This is a genomic window from Paenibacillus sp. Z3-2 (assembly GCF_054161325.1).
In genome coordinates, this window is the sequence record NZ_CP096397.1 from 6,542,973 (window position 1) to 6,569,298 (window position 26,326).

The following is a 26,326-nucleotide window of genomic DNA, read 5'->3' on the forward strand; positions in this document are numbered from 1 at the left end:
AAAGCCACTCCAAAAAATGGAGTGGCTTCTTTATTTCTTAGAACCTACATTCAATTTCACATGTACATTCCCTGTAGATGCGAAGTGATGTGATATAAGATTTACTCTGGTATATAAGGAAGATCCAGTGTCTTCGGAACGTTGATGACATGTTTTTCTGTATAAGTGCGGATACCTTCCGCGCCGTATTCACGGCCAATACCAGATTGCTTGAAGCCACCGAAAGGGAACCGAACGTCGAGACCCTGCACAGCAGCTGTATTGATCATGGTCGTTCCAGCTTCGAGTTGACGTGCGACGGAGATGGCATCCTCTTCTTTCCCCCACACAGAACTCGTCAATCCATATATGCTTTCATTGTGTAGATTAATAACCTGCTCTTCATTGTCAAATGGCAGAATCGGAACCGTAGGACCAAACTGTTCCTCCACCACAATCGGATCATGAACATCGCAACCTAAAACAAGCGTAGGTTGTAAGAAGTAACCTTGGTCAAACAGCTTCTGATCAAGAATTTGGCCGAGAGGGATGACCTTAGCCCCGCGATTTTGCGCATCTTCCACCAAACCAAGCACGTAATTCTTCTGCTTCAGGTTATTAATCGGGCCTACTGTCGTATTTGAATCAAATGGATCACCAATTCGAACCCAGCGATTAGCCGCCTCTATATAATTTTCCACAAACTCATCATAAATAGAACGGTGTACATACACACGTTTGGCGATCATACAGATTTGACCTGCTGTCAAGAAATTAGAAATGACAATCCGACGCATTGCTCGCTCATCATGAACATCAAAGCTTTCCAAGAAGATAGCCGCATCATTACCACCAAGCTCAAGCGTCATATCCTTAATCGTTTCCGAAGCAGCTTTGATAATATGCTTAGCTGTTGCGGTTCCGCCTGTAAAGGCGATTTTAGTAACAAGAGGATTACTAGTCAGTTCAACGCCCACATCCGCATCACCATGAACGACATTGATTACACCAGCCGGGAACTCGCTCGCAATAATCTCTGCCACCTTCGCTGCCGCCAGTGGCGCATATGGACTTGGTTTAAGCACAATCGTGTTGCCCGCAAGTAAGGCAGGAGCGATCTTAATCGTAGATAAAGCAATGGGATAGTTCCATGGACTAATCGCTGCCACCACACCAATTGGATCATAGGAAAGAATCGTTTTACCATTCTCATGCTCTTTGATCTCTTCCTGTAGAGCCGATTTGGCTTCATTACAAGCAAACTCCATCCACATTAACGAAACATAAATTTCACCGTGTGCATCATACAGGGGCTTGCCATGCTCTCTGGACAGCAAATGCACAATTTCATTCTCAGCTGCTCTAATCTTCTCGATCGCCTTGCGCATCATAATAATGCGTTCATCAATGGAGGTCTGCTTCCATGTTTTAAAAGCCCCTGCCGCCGCTTCAATCGCTTCAACCGCTTGTTCTTTCGTAGTGACAGGGAAATAACCTACGATCTCTGTTGGGTTTGTCGGATTCTCTTTTGCTAACTGCGAAAGGGATTTTACATTTTGACCATTAATGAACGCTTCAACTATAATTGTCTCTTGGTCTGCTTGGATCGTCATTTTACATCCCCTCCGTTATTTAAATGGATTAAATCCAAACTTCTTCTGCAATTTCCTTCACATAACGAAGTTTACGCCATTGTTGTTCTTCCGTTAAAATATTGCCTTCTTCTGTAGACGAAAAGCCACATTGTGGGCTCAAACAAAGTTGCTCAAGTGGTACATAGGTTGCCGCCTCTGCAATCCGAGCTTTAATTTGTTCCTTATCCTCTAACTCGCCTGTTTTCGATGTGAGTAAACCAAGCACGATTTTCAAATCTTTTCGATTCACATATTTTAATGGCTCGAAACCACCTGAGCGCTCATCATCAAATTCTAAAAATAATCCATCTACGTTTAAGCCTCCAAAGATAACTTCAGAAGCATAATCATAACCACCCGTTGAGAAATAGTTCGATTTATAGTTACCACGACAAATATGCATCGTCACCACTAAATCTGCCGGTTTATGAGACAAGGATTCATTAATCATGCGCTGCATCGTTTTCAACTCTTCCGCCGGTTCCAGACCTTTAGCACGTAGCTTATCGTGACCAGCGTCTGAGAACAGGTCGGCCCAAGCTGTATCATCTAATTGCAGGTATCGACATCCCGCATCATAGAAGGCTTGAATGGCTTTTTGATACGCCGCAATCGTATCCTGAAGGAATTGCTCTCGGTCCGTATAGATATTAGCGTCATTTTCCAATCGATATAGCAGCATGTTAGGACTTGGAATGGTCTGTTTCGCCACAGCGTCACCTGCATGCTTTTTCAAAAACTCAAAATCCTGAACAAAGGGATGACTTGAGAAATCAACTTTACCAACAACACGAATCCCACCCTTGCGCGTTTGCATATTATGGAATTTCGGTCCATCTATTTGCTCATACAACTCTACGCCATCCAAGCCACCCAGAAAATCGAAATGCCACCAGCTTCTGCGGAATTCACCATCCGTAACTGCCAATACGCCATTTTCTTTTTGCTTTTCAATAATTCGAATAATCTCTTTATCTTCCACAGCTCTTAATTCCTCATATGTGATGTTGCCTGATTTATATTGTTCACGTGCCTGACTTAAATCTGCAGGACGTAGAAAGCTACCTACATGATCATTACGAAATGGTATCATAACTATTTCTCCTTCTAACTTTTTAGTCTAATGAGTATAGCATGATCAAAAGGAATGCTTGTTATATGAAAAAGGCATGGCTAGTCATAGCTTTTAACAATAGCTAAAAGACTTTAATACGCAAAAATCCACAACCTTCTATGGTAGTGGATTTATAGGGTGGAGCGAGTGCAGTGGTCATAATGATAATTTCATTATGTTTATGTTCATGCTCGCATCTCTCAAAGTATTTTATATTTTAAATATAACTACTATTTATGATAAGGTTCACCGTATCATCTCTAAAGCGAAGAAGTGAGAGCTCCGGTATCGGGCCCTCACTTTTGAAATGCATCTCATTGATGTTGCGTTAATTGTTCCTTATAGGCTGAATTAAATTAATCTTCTACTGATTTTTGTCAAGTATTTACCTTGAATTCTTTTAGTTTAAAGTATGGGAGAATGAGCTCTTCGAAAATTTCCCTTCTCTCCGTATTGCTCTTATCCAGAAAATCTATACTTTTATACCATTTAATAAGATGGTCTCTATCAAAGTCATCACGCTCACCAATATACATGAACGCTCCCGCTAAGTATGTGACATAATCTATTCTTTCAGGTATATCTAGATTTTCTTCGATAAATGCAATTGCCTTGTCAAGGCCTTCTAATGCGATATCTATTATATTTCTAATATTATCTGCCTCAAATTTACTAATCAATGAGGCTTTTACATCGGAAGGAAATGGACAGAAATTCAACTTATGAGAAGCATCTCCTCTGAAAACCTCAATTGCTGGATTGAGCAATGCCAAGGGAATTGAGATTTCGGTAGACTTTTGTACAAGTAAATCAGACATATCAGCCTCACGCAAACGTTCCAAGAATTTATCAGTGTATTCCGAGTAAAAATCCACTCCCTTGACTAACATTTCCGTGAGTTCCACTTGAACACCAGTTACCTTTGTTCCAGCTAAGTTAAGAACCTCAAACCACTCAAGTTGTTGCTTCTCAGTCAAGTCGTACGCAATATTTACAATATAATAATAGCTCATAAACTTATTTCGAACTTTATTTAACATATTACTGATGTTGAACGGCTGAAGTAATGATCTTTCACTAATAAACTTCTCAAGTACTTGTGGGTCTTTATTATATAAAACACCAACTGGTACTTGACTGTTTTTTGGAGCTTCAAAATTTAATAAAAACTTACCAATAGATATATCAAAGTATACATTGTTAAAATCCTGATGACCAATATATGCCTTATAGTTACAGGTCAATCTTTGCTGACCATCTATAATAGAATCTTTATTAAGTATTTGTTCGGGGCCCAACTCAAATCTATCAATAAATGAAATTTGAATACCTACATTACCCTTTTGACGAATTCGATTTATTGAAATAGGTGATACAGCTGCAAAGCCTCTAAGTTGGAAATTTAGGAGTGCAATTGATTTTTCTATCTGCCAACGAATATACGTTTGAAAAATTGGCAGGACAATTGCCTCTTTTTCAATGTCACTACAAAGTTCCCTTAATGATCTAGTAACAGATTCTTTCGTTGGATCAAAATCAACATATTTCGCCAAGTCTTTATTCACTTTGACTGCTGCCATACTAAAATACAACTCCCATCAACCCAAATTTTCACATTTAATACCATTATATTATTTCATTAGCAAAGTTAAGTCAAATAATATTTGTAGCAGCTAAAGTTTAAAATTCAAAAAAATAGCGATATTTAAGAAAAAACATCTCTCCATCTTAAAAAAAACAAAAAGCAGCTAATTTATGCTGCTTTTTTATGCTGCTTGAATCTTTGTCTGAGCGTTTAGATCATATGAGGACGATATGGCAGTATCCTTTGCCTTATCAATTGTATGACAAAACCAAAAGGCACCCAATAAACGGGTGCCTTCATAGCACAATAGCTAATTTTGAGAGTAATTACGAGATGTGATATGTACTGAAATTCCCCATAAACCCACAAGATTTAATAATCTTTTTATATTCCTCACGTTTCGTTTCGTCATCAAAGTCGTTCAACAACCAAGTGACATTATCAGTCTTATTTTTACTACAAATTTCTTCAATGTACACTTGATCCACCTCAGAAAAAGAAAATCCGTACGAGTAAATCTTGTCCACCGCTTCCCTAATACCATTAAAGAATTCTTGATTTTGAATAATAGCTCCTGCCGTGTCTTTCCTAAGTTGCTTTTGCATCTCTTGAAGATAATCTTCTGATCCGATGTATTGATCAATATACTTATCAGTATAATCTTCATCATTCCCATGACCGAACAATAATTTCCCGCCCTGTTCACCATGAATATGACAAACATTCATTGCATTGTATAGAGATTCTAGGGTTTGAGTATAATTAAAAGTCAAGAATAAATCATTTTCTGCATTTATTAACTCAATAAAGCTCTTCTTAGGTGTGAATTCATCAATTTCAATTGTATCGATCCACTCAGAAAAATAATCAGTTATCTCTAGAATTGCCCCTACTAAGTTTGATGCTACGTCTTGATTTCTGTAGACTTTATGGTAATCATTATCGTCCTCATCATCAAACCAATCATCTAAGTATTCATCTAAATCTAAAAAACCAATTGATGTCTCAAGGTCACTCCATTTATTTCTATCAGGTTCTGCATTAGAAATAACCTCAATCAAAAAACCTACAGTATCAAACCCATCGTAACTTATTCCTCCGTCGGGCATCATTATCCCTTCCGGAACAACTCCATCAAATGACGCGTTGGGATAGTTTTCTTTTAAGTATAAGCGAAAATCCTCATATGAGGTTTTTATTCCATGCGCTAAGTCAAAACCATTTCCTATAATGAATAAGCTTCTCATTTTGACCACTCCTTCTTAAAATAATATAATACATCCAATTAACTTAGTCAATATAACTAAGTTAATTGGATTATTCTAATTTGATGAACTATAAATGGATAAATTAGCTTCTATACTCTCTTCTCTAAATTGATATAGTTGTGTTTTGGGACCAGCATACCTTTGATCTTTTTTATTTAGAGGTTGTAAGAGCCCCTCCCTGCTTTTTGTAGAAAGAAGCTTTTTAGAAAAATTTGTTTCATCAAGATTAAATGTAGGTACAACGTCACTTAACAGTCGATGTAACTCTCGAAGAGTAAAACCCTCTTTATTCAAAAAATATCTTACTTTGGTTGTTCTCAATAGTTCTTTTTGCATTCGTTCAACAGCATATCTAAGAATATCTTTATGATCAAATGCGAGTCTCATCTCAAGTGCCTCCTCTATAGTAAAGAGCCTTGCTTCTATAGCATCTGTATTAGCCATGAGTTTCTTAATTCTTACTTCCTTAAAAACATCTGCCCCGTCCTGGATAGTTACAAAAACTTCTGGCTTGACTAATGCAAAGTATGAAACAGATGGTATCCATCCTCTCGGATCTCTACCTTCGTGGTAAAACGTCTTAAGCTGCTGAAGTTGGAAATCCTTATCAATTCCAGTCTCTTCTTTTAACTCCCTTTCAGCGGCTTCATCAAGTGTTTCATTGATTTTTGAAAACCCCCCAGGCAATGCCCATTCCCCTTCATAGGTTTCATCTTTTCGACAAATCAGTAGAATACATGGCTTGAATGTTGGCATATGTGGGCGTTTTTTACTCTCAAACTCAGGTATTACTGTGAAAACGCAAATATCTACTGGCAATCCATCAGGTGTTTGAAAAGCTCTGATAGATTCTTTTGCTCCATGTAATAGCCGCTTTTCACCTTTAGGGTACTGACCATAAACTTCAATAATATTCTCTGATCCAGCAATTAAGTCGCCAATAACACAAGAAGTGTACTCTGAATTCAACTGTTTATAAAACTGACCATTTAAATGAACCTCATATGATAATGCTTGTGCATCAGCCAAAGCTTCCCAACTTACACGTACAGGCTTTGTTAAAAGCCGCTCTACACTAAGTTTGATCATGAAACATCACCTCTTCATTTTATAAAGTTATTTTAACTAAGTTATTATATTATATACACCCCCTTATTAATGAGTAAAATACCTCTAGGCCTAATACTCCATTAAGATAAAAAGTAATCCTTATACAGACTAACCACCTTTTTCTATATTAAATAGCAAGATGTACTGGCATTCAGACTATAAAAAACTCTATAACTAACAATGATGCTAGGGAACAACAAAAACACCTTCAAAAGCATCCGAAGGACACATATGAAGGTATTTACATTATATATATCTTCTAGTTGGACAGGATCAGAAAGACCGACCACTATATAAACGTATTTATATAATTACCATTCGCTAAGATCTTGTAATGTATATTTGACATATTCCCTAAATTTAAAACAGGAAAATTAACAACCCTATAACAATATTATATTGTCTATGGTAAGCGTTTTATGGCTCTATAATCTATTACTTTATTTTTAAGTTCTTCTATGTTCTCCTCTAAATTGTCATAATCCGGGCCATATTCCAAAGGGTATACATTGTAACAGTCACGCCAATATTCTTTTAACTCCTCATCTATGCCCTCTTTAACCACGACATAATGTGGACTGCTAGAAGAACTAAGATTAGCAAGAGTTTCTAAAACGAGATTCATATCAGGGTCGCTTAAACTATAACCCAAGAAAACCACAGTGTTTGTAAGAAATAGAGCTTTTAGAATTTCATAAAATATAGGATGATCTTTTTTGGCCTTATAATATTGTTTTAATGTGAATACCATACTGTCAACATCTTCAATAGTTCCATGAGCTTTAATAATTAAGTTCTCTGTTGTTTTAATATTAGTAACAATCCTACTAATATTATTGTAGTTAGCAGTTGTGTAACCATGATCATTACAAAGGTTTTCGTATATTTTGTCAAAATTAGTTGTAATAACAATCTTTGAGTCTATCTCTTTAATCAATTCATGAACAGATGAAGCCTTATAATTAGGCCTGCTAAATTTACGTCTTAAGAAGTCCGAGTACCTACCAGGGTCACTGCTATCAAAAATAGTTTGTAGAGCCATCAGATAATCTTGCTTTTCTATCATCCTATCTATAAAATTCTGCTTTCTGTCCATTTTTGTAGGATCAGGCTCATTAATTAGTGCCTTCGCTTGTGTAACAAACTCTCCCCATCTTTCAGGCGATTCACCTTGGTCATTTTGAGCAGTTGCAGAAATCCCTGCACCTATAAATAAAACACTTCTTCTATAGGCTATTTCTTCGACTAAATTTTCTGGCCAATCAATTTTCATTAGTATCACCCATGTTGTTGATTAATTTGTTGCAAATACCTTCAAGCATTCCATAATACTTCTTTACGGAGTTAATTTGGCCTCCTACCACTCCATCAGCATTTTTCAAATTATACATGGGGGCTTTACTTGACTGTGCTAATGGAACCAAACTATACAGATAAGGGACATCTCCTAAATTCAGATCTTCTATGCTGAGACTATCGTGAATTAGATATCCCAAATGAGTCTGAACAGCTTCAGGAATTTGTCCAACAATTTGATCATACGAAGCTACAGGTCTTCTGCCATCTTTAAAAGATCTAGTAACGTATTGCTGGATTGAAAACCCAACCAACCGACATGTAGATTCAACTTCCAAATTAATTTTATACCTATCGGCTACTGATGCATCGTGTTTGTGAAACAGTGGTGTTAAAGCATTCTCGTATCCCTCCATCCAACTTCGTATCCAAGAAGAAATATTGGATACACCAATTAGGCTAAATATATCAGAGCCCATAGGCGTTAACATAAAATCAGAATTTAATAGAATACTACGATTTAAGGCACCGAGAGATGGCCCTACATCAACTATAATAAGATCATATTGATCTTTATAATGATCTTTTAAGAGTCCAAGCCAGTTAGTTCGCCTAAAGCCCCCCAAATCTCCTCCAATACATTTGTTCCAAGCATCACTTAGAATGTCCTCTATAATAGCCAGTCTGGGGTGCCCTGGAATGAGATCGACTTTGAATCTATTCTGCTGCCTTGGAAAGAATTCATCGACAAAATCCAAGTATGAATCTCCTTCTGAAATTGGAGTTAGATAATCCATTAGTGTTTTTTTAGAAGCTTCGGCTCCATAATAATCTCCCCACTCTTCATCGGGAATCATCATTTGAGTAGAGTTCGCTTGTGGATCAGCATCTATAAATAATACTTTCTTCCCATACATTTCACTAAAAAATGAAGCAATATTTACTGCTAAGGTAGTTTTACCTACGCCACCTTTGTTATTAAAAAAAGTTAAGATTTTCATATTCGTGTCACCTCATAGTGTATGTTCACATTCAATTATAGCAGTGCTCTTCCATCAGTTCCTTTATTTATTCTAAGAGAGGTATCATCAGTAAGACCATGATGTTCTATTTCTATAACGTAAAGATAGCCTTCACTTATATTGTAGTTAGCCATCTTCCATACATCAAAATACGGAGCCAGCTCTCGAAAGTTCCCTACGCGATCTGTCAAGAACTCATACATCTCTCTTGAAGGAAGGACAAGTACTCCCCCCAACAACTGGTTTCGCAACATACCCGTAACCATTTTATTAATTGCTCGGTGTGAAGAGCTAATATTCCCTGTCTCCCATTCCATTGCAAAAAACTGGTTTCCTACAGGATATACTGCATCAATTGGTCCCGGTCGAACGCTTGTAACACCGACATCTACACGATGTTCGAGTAGCCATTTATGTTCTTTCAGATCAAACATAAAGGTATCTTTAATAGGCTTTACACCATTTCCCTTACGCTCATTAAAGAGCCTGAATTCTCCACTACCTGCGGGATGCTGCATTTGAGCAATTGAACCAGTCACTTGTTTCATTAGTTCATTTACAAACGTAAAATTTGGACCTTCTTTTTCGATTAAGGGTACTATTTGTTTAATCTTCATTCTGTTCCTCCTTGAGATCCGTATGTATTTATTTGACATCTGGATCTCATAATATCACCCTGTTAAATTCCTGTCAATGACACTGATATAGATAATTGATACAATAAAATAATGGAGGGTTACAAATGAATAAATTTTATTCTGCAATAAACATTACAGACGATATTGGACTTAAGAATTTTGCTAAGCACTCTGGCGTGAAGCTTAGTAAATTAAAATACTACTCTAAAGAGATGATCTATCCACATAAAGAAGACTTAAAAAAAATCCTATACACTACGAATCAATCAGAGGTAGAATTCAAACTACGTTTAGGCTTTCTAGATAATGAACTCAAAGAGTTTTTGGCTACTCATTCATCAGAAATTTCGAAGTTTTTCAAACAGGAAAAACCCAAAAGAGAGGATGTAGAAATACAACCAGCATTTCAGACAGAGAACGGGAGACTTTTTCAATCAGATTGTATCCCTTTGATGAGATCACTCCCTAAGGAATCGGTTGATCTTATTTTTGCAGATCCACCATTTAACCTTAATAAAAGTTATGAGTCCGGAGTCAATGACAAACTCTCTAAAGAAGAATATTTACAATGGACAGAAGAGTGGGTTATGGAATGTGTGAATCTACTCAAAGAGGGGGGCTCTCTATTTATTTGGAATTTACCAGTGTGGAATACTTATATTGCTGAAATTCTAAACAAACACCTTACTCTACGTCATTGGATAGCTGCAGATGTTAAATACAGCCTTCCTATTCAAAATAAACTTTATCCATCTCACTATGCACTTCTGTACTATACAAAAGGTGAAAAACCTAGTGTCTTTAATACAGAAAGAAGACCCTTAGAAGTTTGCCGACATTGTGGTGGTGACATTCGCGATTATGGGGGATACAAAGATAAATTGAATCCAATGGGTATCAATCTAACTGATGTGTGGTATGACATATCTCCCGTAAGACATAGCAAGTATAAAACGAGAACCAGTAATGAGTTGCCTTTAAAACTCTTAGAAAGGGTAATTACTTTGGCAACAAATGAAGGTGATACAGTATTTGATCCGTTTGGAGGGAGTGGAACAACGTACATTGTCAGCGAAATTCTAAAACGGAAATGGATAGGTTGTGAGATTGGGCCTATTGAAACAATAAAAGAACGTTTTAATGACATTGAATTTCATAAAAGCGTCTTAAGTAACATTGATGATTCGAAGAACATTTTATTTAGTGAAGCAACTAAAAAAGTAAGAAGAAAGAACAACCACTGGCTTCCTGAAACTTTGAATCTTAAAAAACAGAAGCCAGAACAAGACCTACCAAAACAAGTTGAATTATTTCACAACTCATAAGTAAAGCAAAACAAGAGCACTCCCTTATTTCAGGTTGTGCTCTTGTTTATAGCCAAATACATTTGTAATGAGGCTCTGTAACTCCACTCACACCAGTTTTTTCTCGATTGAAATAAATTCAATAAATCCAACTATATGTAATAAACTAAGTTTCATCTTTATATCATACCTTTGAATACAATCTATGGAGGTATCAAATGGACATTACACAAAGAAAACTCTTAGCAATATTGGAGTCAATCTTCAATCCGCAAGGCGATATTCGCTTCCTGGCTATTGCGGAAAAGGAGATAAAAGTTCACGAAAAAGAGCAACCCGTGCATCAAGTGCGGGTCGCTCTTACGTTTCAAGAAGAAGACACAGTGAACCCCTATTATGACGGTACAGACTTGTTTGTAACCATAGGAGAGGACAATATCCAATTCGCACTAGAAAAGGATTGGGCAGATGGACCTCCTGCTATTGAAGGAAGTCCCATTGAGTTCGCACTGGGCTGGGTTTCGGAACTGGCTGAACCGTTCTATGTTTCACCCCAAGCACTTGCAGCAGCCGAAGCTAACAACCATCCACGCTATAACCCACAAGGTAACAGCCATCAGGAGGAATCAGAAAAATGATCGACCTGACATCTGATACGCAGTTCGCTACCTTAATCCAAACCAACTCATTTCCTACAGACTGCCTTACATTCATCCTCGATTACATGCAACAACTTCGCAACGCACATGAAGAAGAAGACTTCCCTCCATCCGGTCAATGGTACTTCATCCTGGAAACTGCCGATCAGCTCACTCCCATTCAACACGATGAAACTGCCTTCTCCTGTTCTGCGGGTGCGTATTACCCTGAATACATTGAACAATACACTTTTAATGAGGAATACGCTTTGTTTAAAATCCACGTCATGCTAGACAATGAGTACAGTATGACGTTTTTTACGTTACAAGGTATTCATTCGACTGAGACCGAACAATGGCTCCTTGCCAACGCCAACTAAGACTACTCTACCAATGAAAGGAGCATCCTCAAATGCCTTTGCAACTGACTGATGCCAAGAAAAAATCACTGGCTGCGCTCGTGAAAACACATCATGAACAACACCTTAGCCGCTTTCCCTTTGCCAAGTATCCCATTGAGCCACTAGAGGCTTGGAAACAACAGTTCTCTGTTCCTCCCACCATCGAAGCCCATACTCTACGTTCTGCCCTGTCATGGTCTTGCGGCAAATGGCAGCAACAAAGCATTCCATACCCGTACAAAAAGCTCCACCTAACTGTCATTAGCAATTGGAAGAACTTCGTGGAGCAGTATAAACCAGAACCGTCATCTGTTATCTCATACTGGAAAGACTTACTCGGAACAGGGGAATATTCCTTCAATACCATCGTCTTTCTTGCCCACCTTCTATGTTCCAAGCAAACCGAACTTACTGACTCCCGCCGAATCATGGGGATGAACGACCTACTCACAAAAGCTGAACTAACAGACCAATGCGTAGAGCTTGAAGATGTTGCTGCATCTGTGGAGAACTACTGTGACTTTTACCGTCAGCTTCTCCCCCAAGACACAATCCATCCTTGGCGATCAGGCTTCCGTGAAGCTAGGTCGCTTTTTGTTTGCCTACGGACACCGGAATATCCTCAGCAAAGCAGCCGAAAGATCATTCATTCAACCCGAGCCGATTATAACAGCATTGGACTGGGAAACCGCCAGCAGTCGGCGATTCAATCTACACCTGATTACCGAAAGAGCAAATGCAGATCGACTATTTGCTTGCCTTCTGCTTGCACTGGACAATCAGCCTGAAAGCCCCGAACAACTAACCATTCAGGACATTATGAACTTGATTCCTTTAGGAACCGGAGGTATCTGCAATCCAGGTAGCTACAATTATGCCTTCATTGCCATGCTTGGCAAGCAGAAAGGCAGAGATTACATTCTATTTGATGACCCTGCATTGACTGAAGCCTTTACGCAACAAGCCAACCAGTCCACGCGCGATATGAAATTCCATAAAAATAACGTAAATATTGTCGTCAAAGTAAATGCGAAATATTCTAATGAATAGTGAAACAGAGCAGGTTAAACAGCCTGCTCTAATTCAAATTTTCATTCCAATCAAGAGCCGCTTTCAACAAAGCTAATACCTTAGCATGCTCATGGACAGGTCTTTCCTGTATCAGAGCAATTATTTCTTCCATTGCGTCTGTATGACTCGCAGGATCTATCTTCCTGAATAACTCCTCCAGCGAAAGAGAGAGTCCATTGGCGACTTTTTTCAAAGTGTAGACCGAGATGCTTTTTTCGCCTCGCTCGATCTGACCAATGTAATTTGAGTTTAGTTCCGCAAGCTCACCCAGTTTTTCTTGTGACAGTTCTTTTTCTGTTCGTAGTTCCCTAATCTTCTCCCCTACCAATTTAACAAACACCTCGGCGGATTCTTGATCACTCTTAGCTTTATGAACCATGGGTATATCACCTCATGTTAAGCGTAAGAGAGACTGGTTCAGGAGAACCAACTACCAAGAATACTATTTACATGATAATATCGTATTATTAAATAATTATTAGAGATATTAACTGTATCTTAAGATACAAATCATGTATTACGAATGTGAGGTGTTCATGAAAGCAAATGTAGACGGCTATAATTGGGAAGCTATGCAAGATGATTTACGAGGATCGCAACCAAATTAGTGCAAATAATATAACAACAACCATACGTAAAAGGAGAACTCCCATGACAACTGAAAACACTCCTCAATCATTTAGATTAACCTGGAAAGGCGGATTCAGCTATCTAACATACCTGTTAAAAGAATTTACCGTAACACTCCATGAACAAGATGTTCGAGTGCAGACCCAAAGCAAAATTCTAGGTATCATACCTACTAGTCCGAAAAAGCAAACTGTCTCCTATACGGATGTTCAAAAGATCACAGTAGGAAACAGTATTAACTGGTTCCAATTGCTGTTTGCAATTCTTTTCTCGGCAATTACCGCCCTGCTACTATTGAATGGTTCTGGCATTCGCTGGGTTGCTTTGATTGCTGCTATTGCCTTCTTCTGGCTCTCCTTCCGAAGTAAACACCTGTCACTCACTAGCCGAACAGGTACAAGGTTACGTGTGGTCAGCAACTCCAAGGTTGAAATAGAAGCCCTGCTAAAACAACTCGTTCAGCGTCTTGATTACAGCAGACCGAAACAAGTCAATGTGGTTCGTGAGGGCAAAGTAAGGACTACTATCATTGCCTCTACAGCAGTGCTTATTGTGACGGGCATCACCATAGCATCCTTTAAAACTAATGAAGACCAGCAGTACATAACCTTTGTCCAAAATGCTTCATTTGCAGAAACAGGCTACACATTAAAAGATATCGTTGAGCATCCTATCTACTTCAGTGATGTTTCGTGGAAAAATGTTTCGTTTGAAGGTGCATCTGATCTAGACCACTATGTTATGTATGAAGGTATTTTTAAAGATTCAGGTGTAAAAGTATTGGCACGTACCGTGTTTCAGGTATTTGGTAATGCCAGCTTTAATGTTGTCGCGTTCAGTATAGATGGGGAGCAATTCGAGCCTGCTACCACCGAATGGACACTATTCGCCTCCCATGTCGTGGACAAAGTAAGGGAACGTTCATCTTCAGTTGCAACAATTGAACCTGAACCAACTGACAATGCCGACGCTCAGGCAAAAAACGATTCAGCCGACATGGAAATACAAGAAGCAGCGTTAGCATCAACAATGGAATCAACTTCAGGAACGTCTTCCGAACAATCGACGTTAAATGAAACAGCCGCTGTTCCGACAGGTAGTATTACCCTAAGCAACTTCGCGAATTGGAGTCCACCCCAAGCTGATCTACATTTGCCATTAGTATTGGACGGAGAGTCTGTAGATTTGTTAATCGGTATGGATTCCCCAAACGGAATCAAAGCCCTAGCCATTAGCCAGTCGCTTCAGCAAGGTTGGCAGCTCTCATTAGATATCCCTCAAGATTCATTCGGTCCTTTCGATGATTTTGGTGACTTGAAAGAAGGCTTCGCTCTTTACGTCAAAGAACACGACTTTGATAACGACTCTGTGCCGGAGGTTGTACTTGTAGCCAGTGATGGATTGCTTGAAACGTACATTTGGGTGTTCAGCTACAATTACGTATTTAGTGAGCAAGGTACTACACCGCTGGAACTCATTTGGTATGGGGAAGGGCAATCGGATGTGGTTTTAGAAGGTGATAAGATTTTGCTACCTTTCGGATCTCAAGGTCTTTTTGAAGCGTATATATTTAACAATGGCACATTCATGAATAACTAAACCGCATCAATATTTTTTAGAGTGAAGGGGGATTTTCATTGGTTAGCAGAATCTATGAGAACTTTGCAAAAGTAGCAGTTTTTCTTACAATTATTCTTTATGTATGGACTTACTTTTCTAGTTTGGATGATAAATATGAATCTAAAGTGCTACTTTCGGCATTCTCTGTTTTAGGCGAAGACAATGAATCATTTTCGCTAACAAGTACGAGTCAGATGGCTACTGACCAAATTAACAATTTCAGCAAGGCTTTCTTCATAACCTATATGGACACATTTAATTCTGGCGCATTAGGTAAGGATATGAGACAAACTGATGCAAAATCCAAAAGGAAAATTGCCCTAGCTTACGGGGAAACAGATCTTCGCTATCATTTGAAATTCATTAAGGGAGCTTTTGTACCAACAACACTTGACCTTTCTACAAATGCGCTGTACAACTTCTCTTACATCGTTAATACACCAAGTAAACTCGTCCATAATCTAAAGATGAACTTTCATGAATCTTTGCATTTGACAGGTCTCGAAAGGATAACTTTTATTATCTGGGATGTCTTACACGGAATAAGCGGGATCTGGTTCGCTTCATTCATGATCTTTTTGGGAAGCATTATCGGACTACTATTTCACCCCATACAGAGCTTACTTAACTTCTTCCCTTCTCTATGGCTCCTTGTTACAACCATTTGGGAAGGTATTTCAAATTTCAAAAATCTCGGATAAAATAGATGATAGAATGGTTACTCATGTAGCCATTCTTTTTTTTGGCCGATTATAGAGAAACAGTTGTAAAAATAAGTGTATATTATATTCTTGTATGACGCTGAGACGCTCAGCGTGCAGCACGTAGGATCACATAAAAGGAAATTCCCCTTACTAAATATAAGTTACTCAACTTTCGCACCTGGATTATCGACTTAAACCCTTACTGGAGTAAGAAAAATTCAATATAACTAAGCCTATGGACAAAAAAACACCTCTCTTATTTGGTATCATGGAAGTGCGACCAACCATGAACAAGAAAGGTGTGCAACCCCTATGTTACAACAACATTCCCTGTCTGAACAGCTCTTTATAATTAACTGACCGCTTTGATCAATTCCTCGTCGGTATTATTTCGAACATTGCCTACTGCAGAATCAACCTTGTATGCTCTCATTTCATCGGACGCATACGGGCTAAGAAGGTCCAGAATACTACCCTTGTCCGATTCCTTGTTTAGCCACCCAGCTTCATCCTCGGGGCGTAGAATAACCGGCAACCACGCTCTTCTGGAGACCTTTATGACACAAGAGTAGGGTTGAAACAACGTAGATATTATGATAAAAATGATAATGCAGATGAAGATATTGACTATGACCATTCTAATGCGAATGGGTCACACACATTCCCGCACAGACATTAATAGATAAATGGTGATAGATACTAGTGGGTGGTGACGATATGAGTGAAAAGTTTACTTACGAAGAAATTCTGCAATTTTTCCGGGAGCACAGGGAAGTGGAATTTGTTTATGATAACAAACAGTATGCATTCCTTTCTCATAAGGATGGCTTTGCTTTTGTATGCGAAAACAAGACTCAGGGACCAATTTATAAAACTTATGAAGAAATGATTAAGGAAAGCAGGGTTAACGGCAAATCTTTTTTAGAACTATTTAGAAATGATGAGTTAACTATCACAGCTGTGTTGTGATTGGATTTTATTACCTCATAAATATAAGAATTGTTGCAGAAATAGCCTAGTCTTCGGCGAGGCCACTGAAAAGCTACCTCTATTTCGAAAACACCAAAACTTTAGGGGGTCAAATATGATTCCCTAAACGCGAAACGAGCCTTAGAAGCGATTCTAGAGGCTCGTTTTTTTGACGTTTTTTTATAAGAGACTTTTTCTGGCCTCGTCTTCGGATTGGACATTTTTCTATTAATAAAAGAACGTGTGTTCGCATATAATAGTTAAAAGCAAACAAGCGTTCTTATTCGAGGGATGAACATGCCAGTGAAATACTTGGGTTGGTTAGTTGAAATCATTTATCAGGATAAAAGCGGCAAGATCACAAAGCGACGTATCCAGGTCAAAAGCATTCGGTCCGGAATGATCAAAGCTGATGATCTATTGTCAGGGCAACCGCGGACATTCAAGGAATCCGGACTACTGGCATGTCATCCGATCATGACGACAGCACAGGGGGCATAAACATGTTGACTGATTACGAACGGAAAGTACTAAGAATCTTGTTTAATTACAGTAGCGGCTGCAGACGCTTACCAACGATCCATGAACTTACGGTTAAGACGGGGAAGGGTAAGCCGGATGCTATGGCTGCTCTTGATTGTCTATCTAAATCGGAGTACATAAATTGGGGAGATAAATCAGACACCAGCAATCTTGTTAACCTAGAAGGTTGGGAACGAGAATCTGAGAGGGCTAAGCTTACAAAGGCGCAGTCGCCGACTGAAGCTAATGGACCGAATGTTAAAAGACATATATTTAAATAAACTGGCGGGGGATTTACCGATTTATACACAGAAAGTATTTTTACTTAAAAAGTTGTGCGAATATGCGGCATAAAAGTCCAATGCTCAGTTAGTTAGTACAAGGCCATTTATTTTAAAAATATTGAATTATGATTCAAATAGTCTGTCGTTACTAGTGATTTATATAACATTAAATGAAATAATATATACTGATACTAATTTGTTATTTTATGGGTTTACAAATAATGAAATATAGTATATTGTAATAAATGCATTACAAATTTACTAAAATTTCGGAGGTTGAGATGAAGAAAAAGGTAATTAATGGCGTTCTGTCTTTGAGTTTGTTAGGTGGGTTGGTTCCTTCTATGATGTTTGCAAATCCTGCAGTGAATAATAACGATTTGCAACAACAATCATTTTTTGCATCAGAGTCTCGTGTCTTGAATCAAACTGCTATAAATACATCTGATATTAATTGGGATGTTATTGGAGAAGCTAGTTTGCTTAATTCTTATATTTCAGAAGGATCAGATGGTCTGCTCTATTTGGATCCTAAAGGTAAAGAGATTGTTTCCGCTGATACATATCAGATTGTTATTGAGGGAATTGAGGTCCTAAATAATTCATTGAAATCAGGGTCAACAACAATCCAAGATGGTTTGGTTGTTGCCAAACAAAATACTTCTAGTTTTGCATCTATACAAAAAAGTGGTGCCTTTGCTAATCAGTATTGGTGGGGTGTAGCACTGACTTTTAACAAAACTGACGCTACACTGTTTGCTCAACAGCTGAAGAATTTTGCTACTGGATTTGGTGCTGAAGCAGCGATTGCAGGTCTAATTACTGCACTATTCCCTAATCCAGGTACTTTTGCAGCTGCGGCTGCTGGTGCAATTATGTATGCAGGTTATACTATGGTTGCTGAATCTATTATCACTAGCAACTCGGTTACAAATAATGGTATAACACTTAACCTTCACTGGATACCTGTCACCTATTACGAAGTTACTAGAAATAGCAAAGTTCCCTATTAATTTTAAATGTTTCTCATAATCACTTCATCGAAACTTGGGGAATTTTTATGTTTTCTCAGAACAGCCATGATATAATTAATATCTAGATTTGGTGAATTTATTATAGAGAGGTCTGATGAGTTTGACTAAAAGGGATTCTTTAATATGTTAGCGATGATGGTTACAGTTACATTAATATTATTTGGTTTGTTGTGGGGAGCCTTTTATCTTTTTTTCAGAAAAAAGCCAAATCAATTTTCTTATAAGTTTACAAGCGTTATCTTAATTGCAGTTTCATTATCAATGCTACTTCTTCAATCGTACAAAGGTGTTTCTAATTCTTCAATAGTGCTAATTCTTATTGCAGCTATGATAGTCACAAACGCTTATTTCAAACAAAGAAATAAGAGTAAATAAAGCTTTCAGAAAATGATTGGTGTGAGATACCAATCATTTTCTTTTTTTATTTCTTATTGAGTGGAGCAGGGTATCAATTAAAAATATTATGTACCAAGTGGGGGCGATGCCCCTCGCCTCCATTAGAGTCAAGAAGCCATCAACCAGCGTTCTGGTTGGTGGTTTTTTAGTTTATGATATAATAAACAGAAATTTAGATTGGGGGACTCCAGATGTTTGAAAATCGAGAACAGCTCCAAGAAATTTTGAAAAAAGCAAATCAACATGCACGGAAACAAGCTAAAGAATCAGGTGCCTCTATTTATTATATAAAGAATAACAAACGCGTTCGTGAGGATGCTGCGGGTAATAAATTTGAAATTATATTTGATGCTACTGGGAAACGCAAGGAGTTGGAGTATCATGAGTGAAATTAGACCAGTCATGACTGTGTTTGCTGGAACCAATGGAGCAGGAGAAAGTACACTCAGCATGCAAATGAGAGAGTGGCTTGGTGAACTGGTTGATCCGGATCAAATTGCAAGAGAGTTGAAGCCAGAGAATCCGCCTTGGGCTAATCCTGTTCTTGTGGGTTATTGATACTCGGATGACATCAAAACTGTGACTACACCCGTAGAAGCTTATGCACTGTTATTTTCGGATAGGGGTTCGACTCTCTTTGCTTCCACTATAATTAAATTAAGGCTGCTGACTAAGATTAAATCAGTTCGGTGGCTTTATTTTGTGTTAATAAAAGATTGAGTAAAAAAGTGATAGACGTTGTTAGATTAAAGTAAAATGTTTACTCTTTTTATTAGAATAAACATTGTAATACTTGTACCCTGTTCATCGTTTAAGAAAATGGTCATTATAATATTTATAGAAATTAGTGAGTAGAGTTGTAAATTAGAGCTATATGGATATACGGTCTTGGGGAACGTAAATTTAAATAGCATATATTGTATGACATTTTTTATTTAGGTGGTACTACCAGAGATAAAAATTAATCTTAGCATTAGCTGTTAATGTGTTGATGCAGTAATCATGTGGTTGATGTGTGGCGAATCATTGAAAGGCAAAGCCTCAATAGATCCATATCATTAAATCATGACTTCCACTAATTAAATCTAGCAAAAGGATCAATTCATTGCACAGCACTTACTTATTGACTCAATTTTCGCAGCTGAATTATCCGTCTAAACCCTTGTGCGCGTAGGAATAATTCAATATCGCTAGTACAATCGACAAAAAACACCTCGCTTGTTTGGTATCATGGAAGTGTCGATCAACCATGCCAACAAGAAAGGTGTGTAACCCTATGTTACAACAACATTCCCTGTCTGAACAGTCTCGTTTTTCTAAACTTTTTGCTACACTTCACATCGGGAAAGCCTTGCGGCATGCAGGGATTTCCAAATCGTTTGGCCTTTCCAGTTTAGCCATTTTTCGAATCGTGTTCTCGTTGGTTTTTGAAGGGAAGAATTGGTTTCGCCTTCTGGAAAGTGACCGCGGAGCCGACCTGCCAGGAAAAGATGTCGTCTATCGATTCTTAAATCAACCTTCCTTTGCCTGGCGGCGATTTTTACAGACGTTAAGTCTTCAGATCGTACGCTATTTTGAATCGCTCGTTTCCTCCAAACGCGTGCGTGTATTTATCGTTGACGATTCGGTGCTCAGCCGAAACCGGAGTAAAAAAGCAGAGCTGCTGGCACGTGTATTTGACCATGCCGCAGGCAAGTACATCAAAGGCTACACCATGCTCACCCTCGGCTGGTCGGACGGTTTTAGCTTTGCGCCGCTCGATTTTGTCATGCTGTCTTCCGCCAAACTGGCCAATCGTTTTTGCGAAATGGTTTCCCATCTCTCCAAACGCAGCCATGGATACAAACGCCGAATGGAGTCTTTTTCCCGTAAGCCTGCTGCGGTTGTAGGCTTGTTAGATCGGGCTTTAAAAGCCGGTTTCACTGCGGATTACGTGCTGATGGACAGCTGGTTTACGCAAGCTCCACTTCTTCGCCAGCTCACAGGCAGAGGTCTGCCTGTGATTGGAATGATCAAGGAAATGAAGCAGCGATATCTCGTACAGGGACAGCGAATGACACTGAGTGCCGTGTTTCAAAGCCTACCCAAATCGAGTACAAAAGACATCAAAGGCTCCGTGGTCGTGCATACTTCGTGCGGTCTGCCCGTGAAGCTTGTTTTTGTGCGCAATCGGAATAAAAGACGAGAATGGCTCACCATTTTAAGTACAGATGTCACGCTGGATGCAGCTGAAATTGTACGAATCTACGGCATGCGTTGGAGTATTGAGACCTTTTTTAAAGTCACGAAGAGTTATTTGAAACTGGGAACCGAATTTCAAGGACGTTCTTTCGACCAACTGATTAGTCACACGACGGTTGTATTCAGCCGTTATTTGGCGATGGAATATGAACGGCGCGAAACCAGTGATGATCGCACACTGGGAGGACTCTTTTTTCTCTTTGCCGATGAGGTTCGCGATCTGGACTTTCAAACGGCGCTTCAGCAACTGATGAGTCTATTTCTCGACATGTCTCAAGCGAAAACGAAAAAGAACAAAACGTCTATTTTTTGTCAACTACAGGAATGAATCTTCGGTTTACCCAGTTATATCAAGGGTTTGTTTGGAGATTTGAGCTGCGAAAGTTGAGTAAGTTAGTGGGGAATTAAAAATATTTACCGAGAATAGATCATTTTTGTTAAAATCTAATAAGTCCTGACAAGAAACTATTTGAGGTGTAATGATCATGTCTAACAATAATAAACTGATTTCATTTACTATGTTTTCAAGAGAATGCCTTTTTGAAGAGGGTAGAGAGAGAATTTTGAGGAATAGCATTTGCTATTCCTTTTTTCGTTTTTGTCATGAACTTTTTTCAGGTCATTAATTTCAGAGTTAGAAATATAAACGTAGAAAAGGTAGAGTAGTTTACACATTCAAAATACATTTAAGAGGAGTATGAAAATGAAAAACAACACACTTGATTACAAAACGATATCCAATGGTGGAAACACATTCAGTCTTGAAGAAATGAGCCTTCGCCCTTCCGCAAGCAGACACTCGGGTAGAAGATCTAGTCCAAAGTATGGTGCTACACGATGTCAAGACAGTGAATTTGAATTCTTTAAGGTGTGAAAATAATTACAAAGTCAGTGTACCACCCTGGGAACAGGTGGAGAACAAAAGGCCCCGCGAAGGCGCGAGAGGGGAACCCTCTATGTCAGAATAGTTGTCGTGGATCGGCTACACTTAGTTGGACAGAAAAAATAAGGGCTTGTAGAATAAAACTATCATGCTAAGGAGCGGATCTCTACAATGCCTAAACAACAACGACGCACATTTACAACTGAGTTCAAAAAACAAATGGTAGGGCTCTATGAAAATGGCAAGTCCAGAGCTGCCATTGTGGAGGAATACGACCTCACCGCTTCGGCTCTAGATCGCTGGATCAAGCAATCGAAGGCAAGCGGTTCATTCAAAGAAAAGGACAATCGTTCACCTGAAGAAAACGAATTAATCGCTATGCGTAAAGAGCTAGAGCGTCTACGAATGGAGAACGACATTTTAAAGCAAGCCGCGCTGATCATGGGACGAAAGTAGCTATCATCCAGAATAACCGTGATAAATACTCGGTATCAGCACTGTGTAGCGTCCTCGAAATCGCCAAAAGCACGTTCTATTATGAAGCGAAAGAAAAGCTAGATGAAGACAAGCTAACGGAAGCCATTATGAGTATCTTTCGCAAGAATCGAAATGCCTACGGTACACGAAAGATCAAAGCCAAACTTGATGAACGAGGACTCATCGCGTCCAGACGTCGCATTGGTCGAATCATGCAAGAGCAAGGCCTTGTCTCCACGTACACCATTGCCCAGTTTAAGCTTCACAAAACAGCTTGTAATGACGCGACAACGGCGAATGAATTAGATCGTGAGTTTAATCAGACGGAATCGAAGCGCTTTGTCGTAAGCGATCTCACGTATGTGAAGGTCGGGCATCGGTGGCATTATGTTTGCGTCCTCATTGACCTGTTCAATCGCGAGATCATTGGCCACAGTGCAGGTCCACATAAGGACGCTGCTCTGGTTTCGCGTGCCTTTGCAACGGTAGAAGGTGATCTGAGCCAAATCCAGTGGTTTCATACGGACCGTGGAAGTGAGTTTAAAAACCACACGATGGATCAGCTTCTCAATACGTTTAGTATCGGCCGCTCACTCAGCAAGAAAGGATGTCCCTACGATAACGCCGTGGCCGAAGCCCCTACAAGGTCATGAAAACGGAGTTTATTTACCAGACGGAATTCCGAAACCTCCGTCATTTGGAATTGGAATTATACGATTACGTCAACTGGTTTAACAGGCACCGAGTTCATGGATCACTAGGGTATATGACGCCCGTTCAGTATCGTCAAACAGCCCTTAAAAAAGTTGTCTGATTTAATGTTGACAATCCATCGTGCCCCTCATCAAAAAGTATAGTGGGGGAGGTTCCCACTATGTATATCTCTCCTCAGCAGTCTGAAAAATGGAGATAATATCAGAAAAGTAAGCTACCCGGCCAAAGAGTAAACGTGGTCAGCCTGAAGATTGTAAGAGAATCCTCATTCCTTTACTCCGAGCGAGTCATCCGTTCCCCACATGAGGCTGTGGAGCTCCTGCGCCCCTTCCTTCAAAATGCTGACAGAGAACACTTCCTGGTCGTTTGTCTGGATACCAAAAATCAGGTCAACTGGATTACAACATGTCATATCAGCACCTTGAATACCAGCATCGTACATCCGCGAGAATGTTATAAGGTTGCTCTCCTTAGCAATGCCGCAACCATCCTCGTTGCCCATAATCATCCAAGTGGTGTGCCAACTCCATCACCGGAAGACATCGCCATTACAAAGCGGCTATATGAGGCTGGAGAAATTCTTGGCATTGACCTCCTTGATCATATCATCATTGCAGGCAACGGCTATTGCTCGCTTAAGGAGGAGAATTACATGTAAGCTATAACAAACCGGGAGACCTGGCTCCCTGTCCCTTTTTCATATCCTTTCCGTGATTTTGGACTCATTTCCATTCCCCTGATATGATTAACTACACGAAAGGAGACAATACATCATGGAACAAAAACCCTATAACAGAAGCACTCATTATTCAACATCAAAAGAATCTGATTCCACTAAAGATTACTACTCGCTAAGATCGCTGGCCAACGAAATTTTCCCTAATCTTAGTGGAGATCGGGCATATCGGAATGCCCTTGCCAACTTCAAAGAAGCTTGCTCGCTTTTAGGTAGAAATGTGGATGATTACCGTACAGGTGAGAACTCCCCCTTCCGAATACCCGCGAACCAAAAAACCGCTATTATGCTCCTAATCCGGCATATCTCCATCTACAAAACTGGGCTTGCCTTCAAGGATCAGGATTATAACAAAATCACTGAATACGCCAAGGACCTAATCGAAACCAAGGGTGCTATCGATCAGGCAGACTTTGTGGATATGGAAAATAATATGGATGATTATGTAAATTTTCAAGAGATTTTCTACAATTCATCGGATATTCGCCTCATTCTTACTCATCAATTGAAAATGGAGATTATTGACCGCCTCATGGATGACTTTAAGTACATAGCCGAGAAAGTACCCGAAGATCGAACCACCCTCTATGCTGAGTTTTATAGAGATGAGGTTCAAAGAACGATAAAAAAAATGTCCACTGCCATAAGGAAAATGAATGAAGAGGAATGGTACAACCAAAAAGGAAGCGAATAAGCACATGAAGCACAGCAGCCGAAAGGCTGCTTTTTTCATATTCAATTTAGGAACGTATGTTTGTGTACATAAGACACGTTTTCACATGGAAATGTACATTTTTTTCGATTTTCAATCAGATTATGATTTGTTCATAAGATTTCTAAGCACCTCTCAGCACTGAAGGCTCTGAAGTCCTCCTCTTCTTGACAACTGAATAACGCCGGTTACCAACGCTCTAGTCAAGCGTCCGTTTCTAGCAACTTTTCGCCGCAATGGAGGATAAGTACCGCATTGCAGATCGCACGCGGTAAACCTAATAAAATGGAGGTTTTACTCATGACAAATCGAACCCACGCAATCAAATTTTTACAAAATCATGACCTATGGAAACAAGCATTGAACATCACGTCCGAAGGTACGGTAAGTCCATCACTACTGAATGAGCTAAAGCACATTGAAGGCTCGGAGGCTACCGGTAGACAACTCGATCTCGGCCTCTATCGGTTGTTAGCCGACGAATACGACCGTTATCTACAAGAAGAGCACCTAGATTACATTTCGCTGGTAATAACGGGTGTCGACGATATCCCCTTTTCCTCTGACAATGGCAAACACCTTATTGGTAAGGCCCGTCGGCGGATTGATTCATCGCTTTTCGGCTCTCGGATTCATACTTACGAGGATAATTTTGGAATAACTGTTCTCTGGTTCCCGACGATGCCAATCAGCTTTAGCGACTTCGAACCGAAACAAGTAGGGACAATTCGCTCAAACCTTAAAAGCTACTTTGTCGATGTCTTGGGACTCCTAGTTGAAGACGTGAGTCTCTCCATCATTGACGGTGGAGGTGGCAGAGAAGATTGGTTCTACGATCACTACTTTGTCCCACGCAAAATCACCGACATATTCAAGGGATCTGGAATGCTTCTTCCTTCCTACGATCCCAAGGGTAAAAAGACGATTATGGGCTATATTCGGGAAGATAACTTGGAGAAACTAAAGGCCGTCGTCAAAAGCCAACTCCCTACGCCTCTCGGCTTCGATATTAATCTTCCTGATAAGTTTGAAGCGTCGATCCATACCGTCTTCTTTATGCCGACTTTCAGAATTAGCCTGAATGTCCAATTAGGACAATCTGCAGGAGAAATTATTCAGTTGGTCAGCCAACATATTGACGTATTGGAATCAATGGTATTTGACGGACGCATTTACCTTGAATGCATGTCATCAGAAGGTCCGTTTGCCAACACAGTATCTGATATTGTCATAAACATTCAAGAGATTCTCAACCCTTACGTAATTCGGGTTCTCGATGAGCTAAGTCTGGAGGTACTGAGCATTCTATTCATACTCACGAACACCGAATACTGATCTCTACAA

The 26,326-nt window shown here is 39.3% G+C and carries 26 protein-coding genes and 1 pseudogene; 17 read left to right on the forward strand and 10 right to left on the reverse strand.

Annotated elements, in window-relative coordinates; translation table 11 throughout:
- Positions 1-101 precede the first annotated feature (101 nt).
- From M1D71_RS29135 to M1D71_RS29170, 8 genes are all read right to left on the reverse strand, one after another.
- Entirely contained in the window at positions 102-1,592 is a 1,491-nt protein-coding gene (locus M1D71_RS29135) for an aldehyde dehydrogenase family protein (protein ID WP_458124720.1), read from the reverse strand.
- Positions 1,593-1,620: 28 nt separating this feature from the next.
- Complete coding sequence (locus M1D71_RS29140) at positions 1,621-2,706, reverse strand: 5-methyltetrahydropteroyltriglutamate--homocysteine S-methyltransferase (protein ID WP_458124721.1); 1,086 nt, start codon at positions 2,704-2,706, stop codon at positions 1,621-1,623.
- A gap of 398 nt (positions 2,707-3,104) precedes the next feature.
- The gene (locus M1D71_RS29145; protein ID WP_458124722.1) at positions 3,105-4,307 is read right to left on the reverse strand and encodes a GmrSD restriction endonuclease domain-containing protein; all 1,203 of its coding nucleotides are present in this window, start codon (positions 4,305-4,307) and stop codon (positions 3,105-3,107) included.
- A gap of 331 nt (positions 4,308-4,638) precedes the next feature.
- A complete protein-coding gene (locus tag M1D71_RS29150; protein ID WP_458124723.1) occupies positions 4,639-5,559 on the reverse strand; it encodes a bacteriophage abortive infection AbiH family protein in 921 nt (306 codons plus the stop codon).
- 75 nt (positions 5,560-5,634) lie between these two features.
- On the reverse strand, positions 5,635-6,669 hold the full coding sequence (locus M1D71_RS29155) for an NUDIX domain-containing protein (protein ID WP_458124724.1): 1,035 nt from the start codon (positions 6,667-6,669) through the stop codon (positions 5,635-5,637).
- Positions 6,670-7,093: 424 nt separating this feature from the next.
- The gene (locus tag M1D71_RS29160) at positions 7,094-7,963 is read right to left on the reverse strand and encodes an SIR2 family protein (protein WP_458124725.1); all 870 of its coding nucleotides are present in this window, start codon (positions 7,961-7,963) and stop codon (positions 7,094-7,096) included.
- The gene (locus M1D71_RS29165; protein ID WP_458124726.1) at positions 7,953-8,987 is read right to left on the reverse strand and encodes a ParA family protein; all 1,035 of its coding nucleotides are present in this window, start codon (positions 8,985-8,987) and stop codon (positions 7,953-7,955) included. Before M1D71_RS29165 ends, M1D71_RS29160 begins: the two co-directional genes overlap by 11 nt.
- Before the next feature lie 35 nt (positions 8,988-9,022).
- Complete coding sequence (locus M1D71_RS29170; RefSeq protein WP_458124727.1) at positions 9,023-9,625, reverse strand: hypothetical protein; 603 nt, start codon at positions 9,623-9,625, stop codon at positions 9,023-9,025.
- Between the two features lie 125 nt (positions 9,626-9,750).
- Between M1D71_RS29170 and M1D71_RS29175 the strand changes: the two genes are divergently transcribed.
- The 4 genes from M1D71_RS29175 (at position 9,751) to M1D71_RS29190 (ending at position 13,039) form a co-directional block, all read left to right on the forward strand.
- On the forward strand, positions 9,751-10,971 hold the full coding sequence (locus M1D71_RS29175; RefSeq protein ID WP_458124728.1) for a DNA-methyltransferase: 1,221 nt from the start codon (positions 9,751-9,753) through the stop codon (positions 10,969-10,971).
- A gap of 197 nt (positions 10,972-11,168) precedes the next feature.
- A complete protein-coding gene (locus tag M1D71_RS29180; protein ID WP_458124729.1) occupies positions 11,169-11,588 on the forward strand; it encodes a hypothetical protein in 420 nt (139 codons plus the stop codon).
- On the forward strand, positions 11,585-11,968 hold the full coding sequence (locus tag M1D71_RS29185) for a hypothetical protein (protein ID WP_458124730.1): 384 nt from the start codon (positions 11,585-11,587) through the stop codon (positions 11,966-11,968). Before M1D71_RS29180 ends, M1D71_RS29185 begins: the two co-directional genes overlap by 4 nt.
- A 537-nt stretch (positions 11,969-12,505) precedes the next feature.
- Positions 12,506-13,039, forward strand: coding sequence for a hypothetical protein (locus M1D71_RS29190; protein ID WP_458124731.1), 534 nt, complete (start codon positions 12,506-12,508; stop codon positions 13,037-13,039).
- A gap of 28 nt (positions 13,040-13,067) precedes the next feature.
- Here M1D71_RS29190 and M1D71_RS29195 read toward each other — a convergent pair whose 3' ends face one another.
- Entirely contained in the window at positions 13,068-13,439 is a 372-nt protein-coding gene (locus tag M1D71_RS29195) for a helix-turn-helix domain-containing protein (RefSeq protein ID WP_458124732.1), read from the reverse strand.
- A gap of 272 nt (positions 13,440-13,711) precedes the next feature.
- Between M1D71_RS29195 and M1D71_RS29200 the strand changes: the two genes are divergently transcribed.
- Both M1D71_RS29200 and M1D71_RS29205 read left to right on the forward strand, forming a co-directional pair.
- Entirely contained in the window at positions 13,712-15,289 is a 1,578-nt protein-coding gene (locus M1D71_RS29200) for a hypothetical protein (RefSeq protein ID WP_458124733.1), read from the forward strand.
- A 38-nt stretch (positions 15,290-15,327) separates the two neighbouring features.
- Positions 15,328-16,011: a hypothetical protein gene (locus M1D71_RS29205; protein WP_458124734.1), complete on the forward strand. Its 684-nt coding sequence runs from the start codon at positions 15,328-15,330 to the stop codon at positions 16,009-16,011.
- A gap of 355 nt (positions 16,012-16,366) precedes the next feature.
- On the opposite strand, the gene M1D71_RS29210 is transcribed toward M1D71_RS29205, so the two are convergent.
- Positions 16,367-16,651 (reverse strand): SOS response-associated peptidase family protein, encoded by a 285-nt coding sequence (locus M1D71_RS29210; protein ID WP_458124735.1) that lies wholly within the window; start codon positions 16,649-16,651, stop codon positions 16,367-16,369.
- Positions 16,652-16,731: 80 nt separating this feature from the next.
- Here M1D71_RS29210 and M1D71_RS29215 point away from each other — a divergent pair, with 80 nt between their 5' ends.
- The 11 genes and pseudogenes from M1D71_RS29215 (at position 16,732) to M1D71_RS29265 (ending at position 26,317) form a co-directional block, all read left to right on the forward strand.
- Positions 16,732-16,983 (forward strand): hypothetical protein, encoded by a 252-nt coding sequence (locus M1D71_RS29215; RefSeq protein WP_458124736.1) that lies wholly within the window; start codon positions 16,732-16,734, stop codon positions 16,981-16,983.
- Positions 16,984-17,280: 297 nt separating this feature from the next.
- Entirely contained in the window at positions 17,281-17,484 is a 204-nt protein-coding gene (locus M1D71_RS29220; RefSeq protein WP_458124737.1) for a hypothetical protein, read from the forward strand.
- 2 nt (positions 17,485-17,486) lie between these two features.
- Entirely contained in the window at positions 17,487-17,786 is a 300-nt protein-coding gene (locus M1D71_RS29225) for a hypothetical protein (protein ID WP_458124738.1), read from the forward strand.
- A 284-nt stretch (positions 17,787-18,070) separates the two neighbouring features.
- On the forward strand, positions 18,071-18,802 hold the full coding sequence (locus M1D71_RS29230; RefSeq protein ID WP_458124739.1) for a hypothetical protein: 732 nt from the start codon (positions 18,071-18,073) through the stop codon (positions 18,800-18,802).
- 608 nt (positions 18,803-19,410) lie between these two features.
- A complete protein-coding gene (locus M1D71_RS29235) occupies positions 19,411-19,608 on the forward strand; it encodes a hypothetical protein (protein ID WP_458124740.1) in 198 nt (65 codons plus the stop codon).
- Entirely contained in the window at positions 19,601-19,777 is a 177-nt protein-coding gene (locus M1D71_RS29240) for a hypothetical protein (RefSeq protein ID WP_458124741.1), read from the forward strand. The genes M1D71_RS29235 and M1D71_RS29240 overlap by 8 nt, the downstream gene beginning before the upstream one ends.
- A gap of 718 nt (positions 19,778-20,495) precedes the next feature.
- On the forward strand, positions 20,496-21,788 hold the full coding sequence (locus tag M1D71_RS29245) for an IS4 family transposase (RefSeq protein ID WP_458124742.1): 1,293 nt from the start codon (positions 20,496-20,498) through the stop codon (positions 21,786-21,788).
- Positions 21,789-22,514: 726 nt separating this feature from the next.
- A pseudogene (locus tag M1D71_RS29250) lies at positions 22,515-23,634 on the forward strand (IS3 family transposase).
- A gap of 135 nt (positions 23,635-23,769) precedes the next feature.
- Positions 23,770-24,192: a JAB domain-containing protein gene (locus M1D71_RS29255; protein WP_458124743.1), complete on the forward strand. Its 423-nt coding sequence runs from the start codon at positions 23,770-23,772 to the stop codon at positions 24,190-24,192.
- 115 nt (positions 24,193-24,307) lie between these two features.
- Positions 24,308-24,964: a hypothetical protein gene (locus M1D71_RS29260; RefSeq protein WP_458124744.1), complete on the forward strand. Its 657-nt coding sequence runs from the start codon at positions 24,308-24,310 to the stop codon at positions 24,962-24,964.
- A 318-nt stretch (positions 24,965-25,282) separates the two neighbouring features.
- Positions 25,283-26,317, forward strand: coding sequence for a hypothetical protein (locus M1D71_RS29265; RefSeq protein ID WP_458124745.1), 1,035 nt, complete (start codon positions 25,283-25,285; stop codon positions 26,315-26,317).
- Positions 26,318-26,326 lie beyond the last annotated feature (9 nt).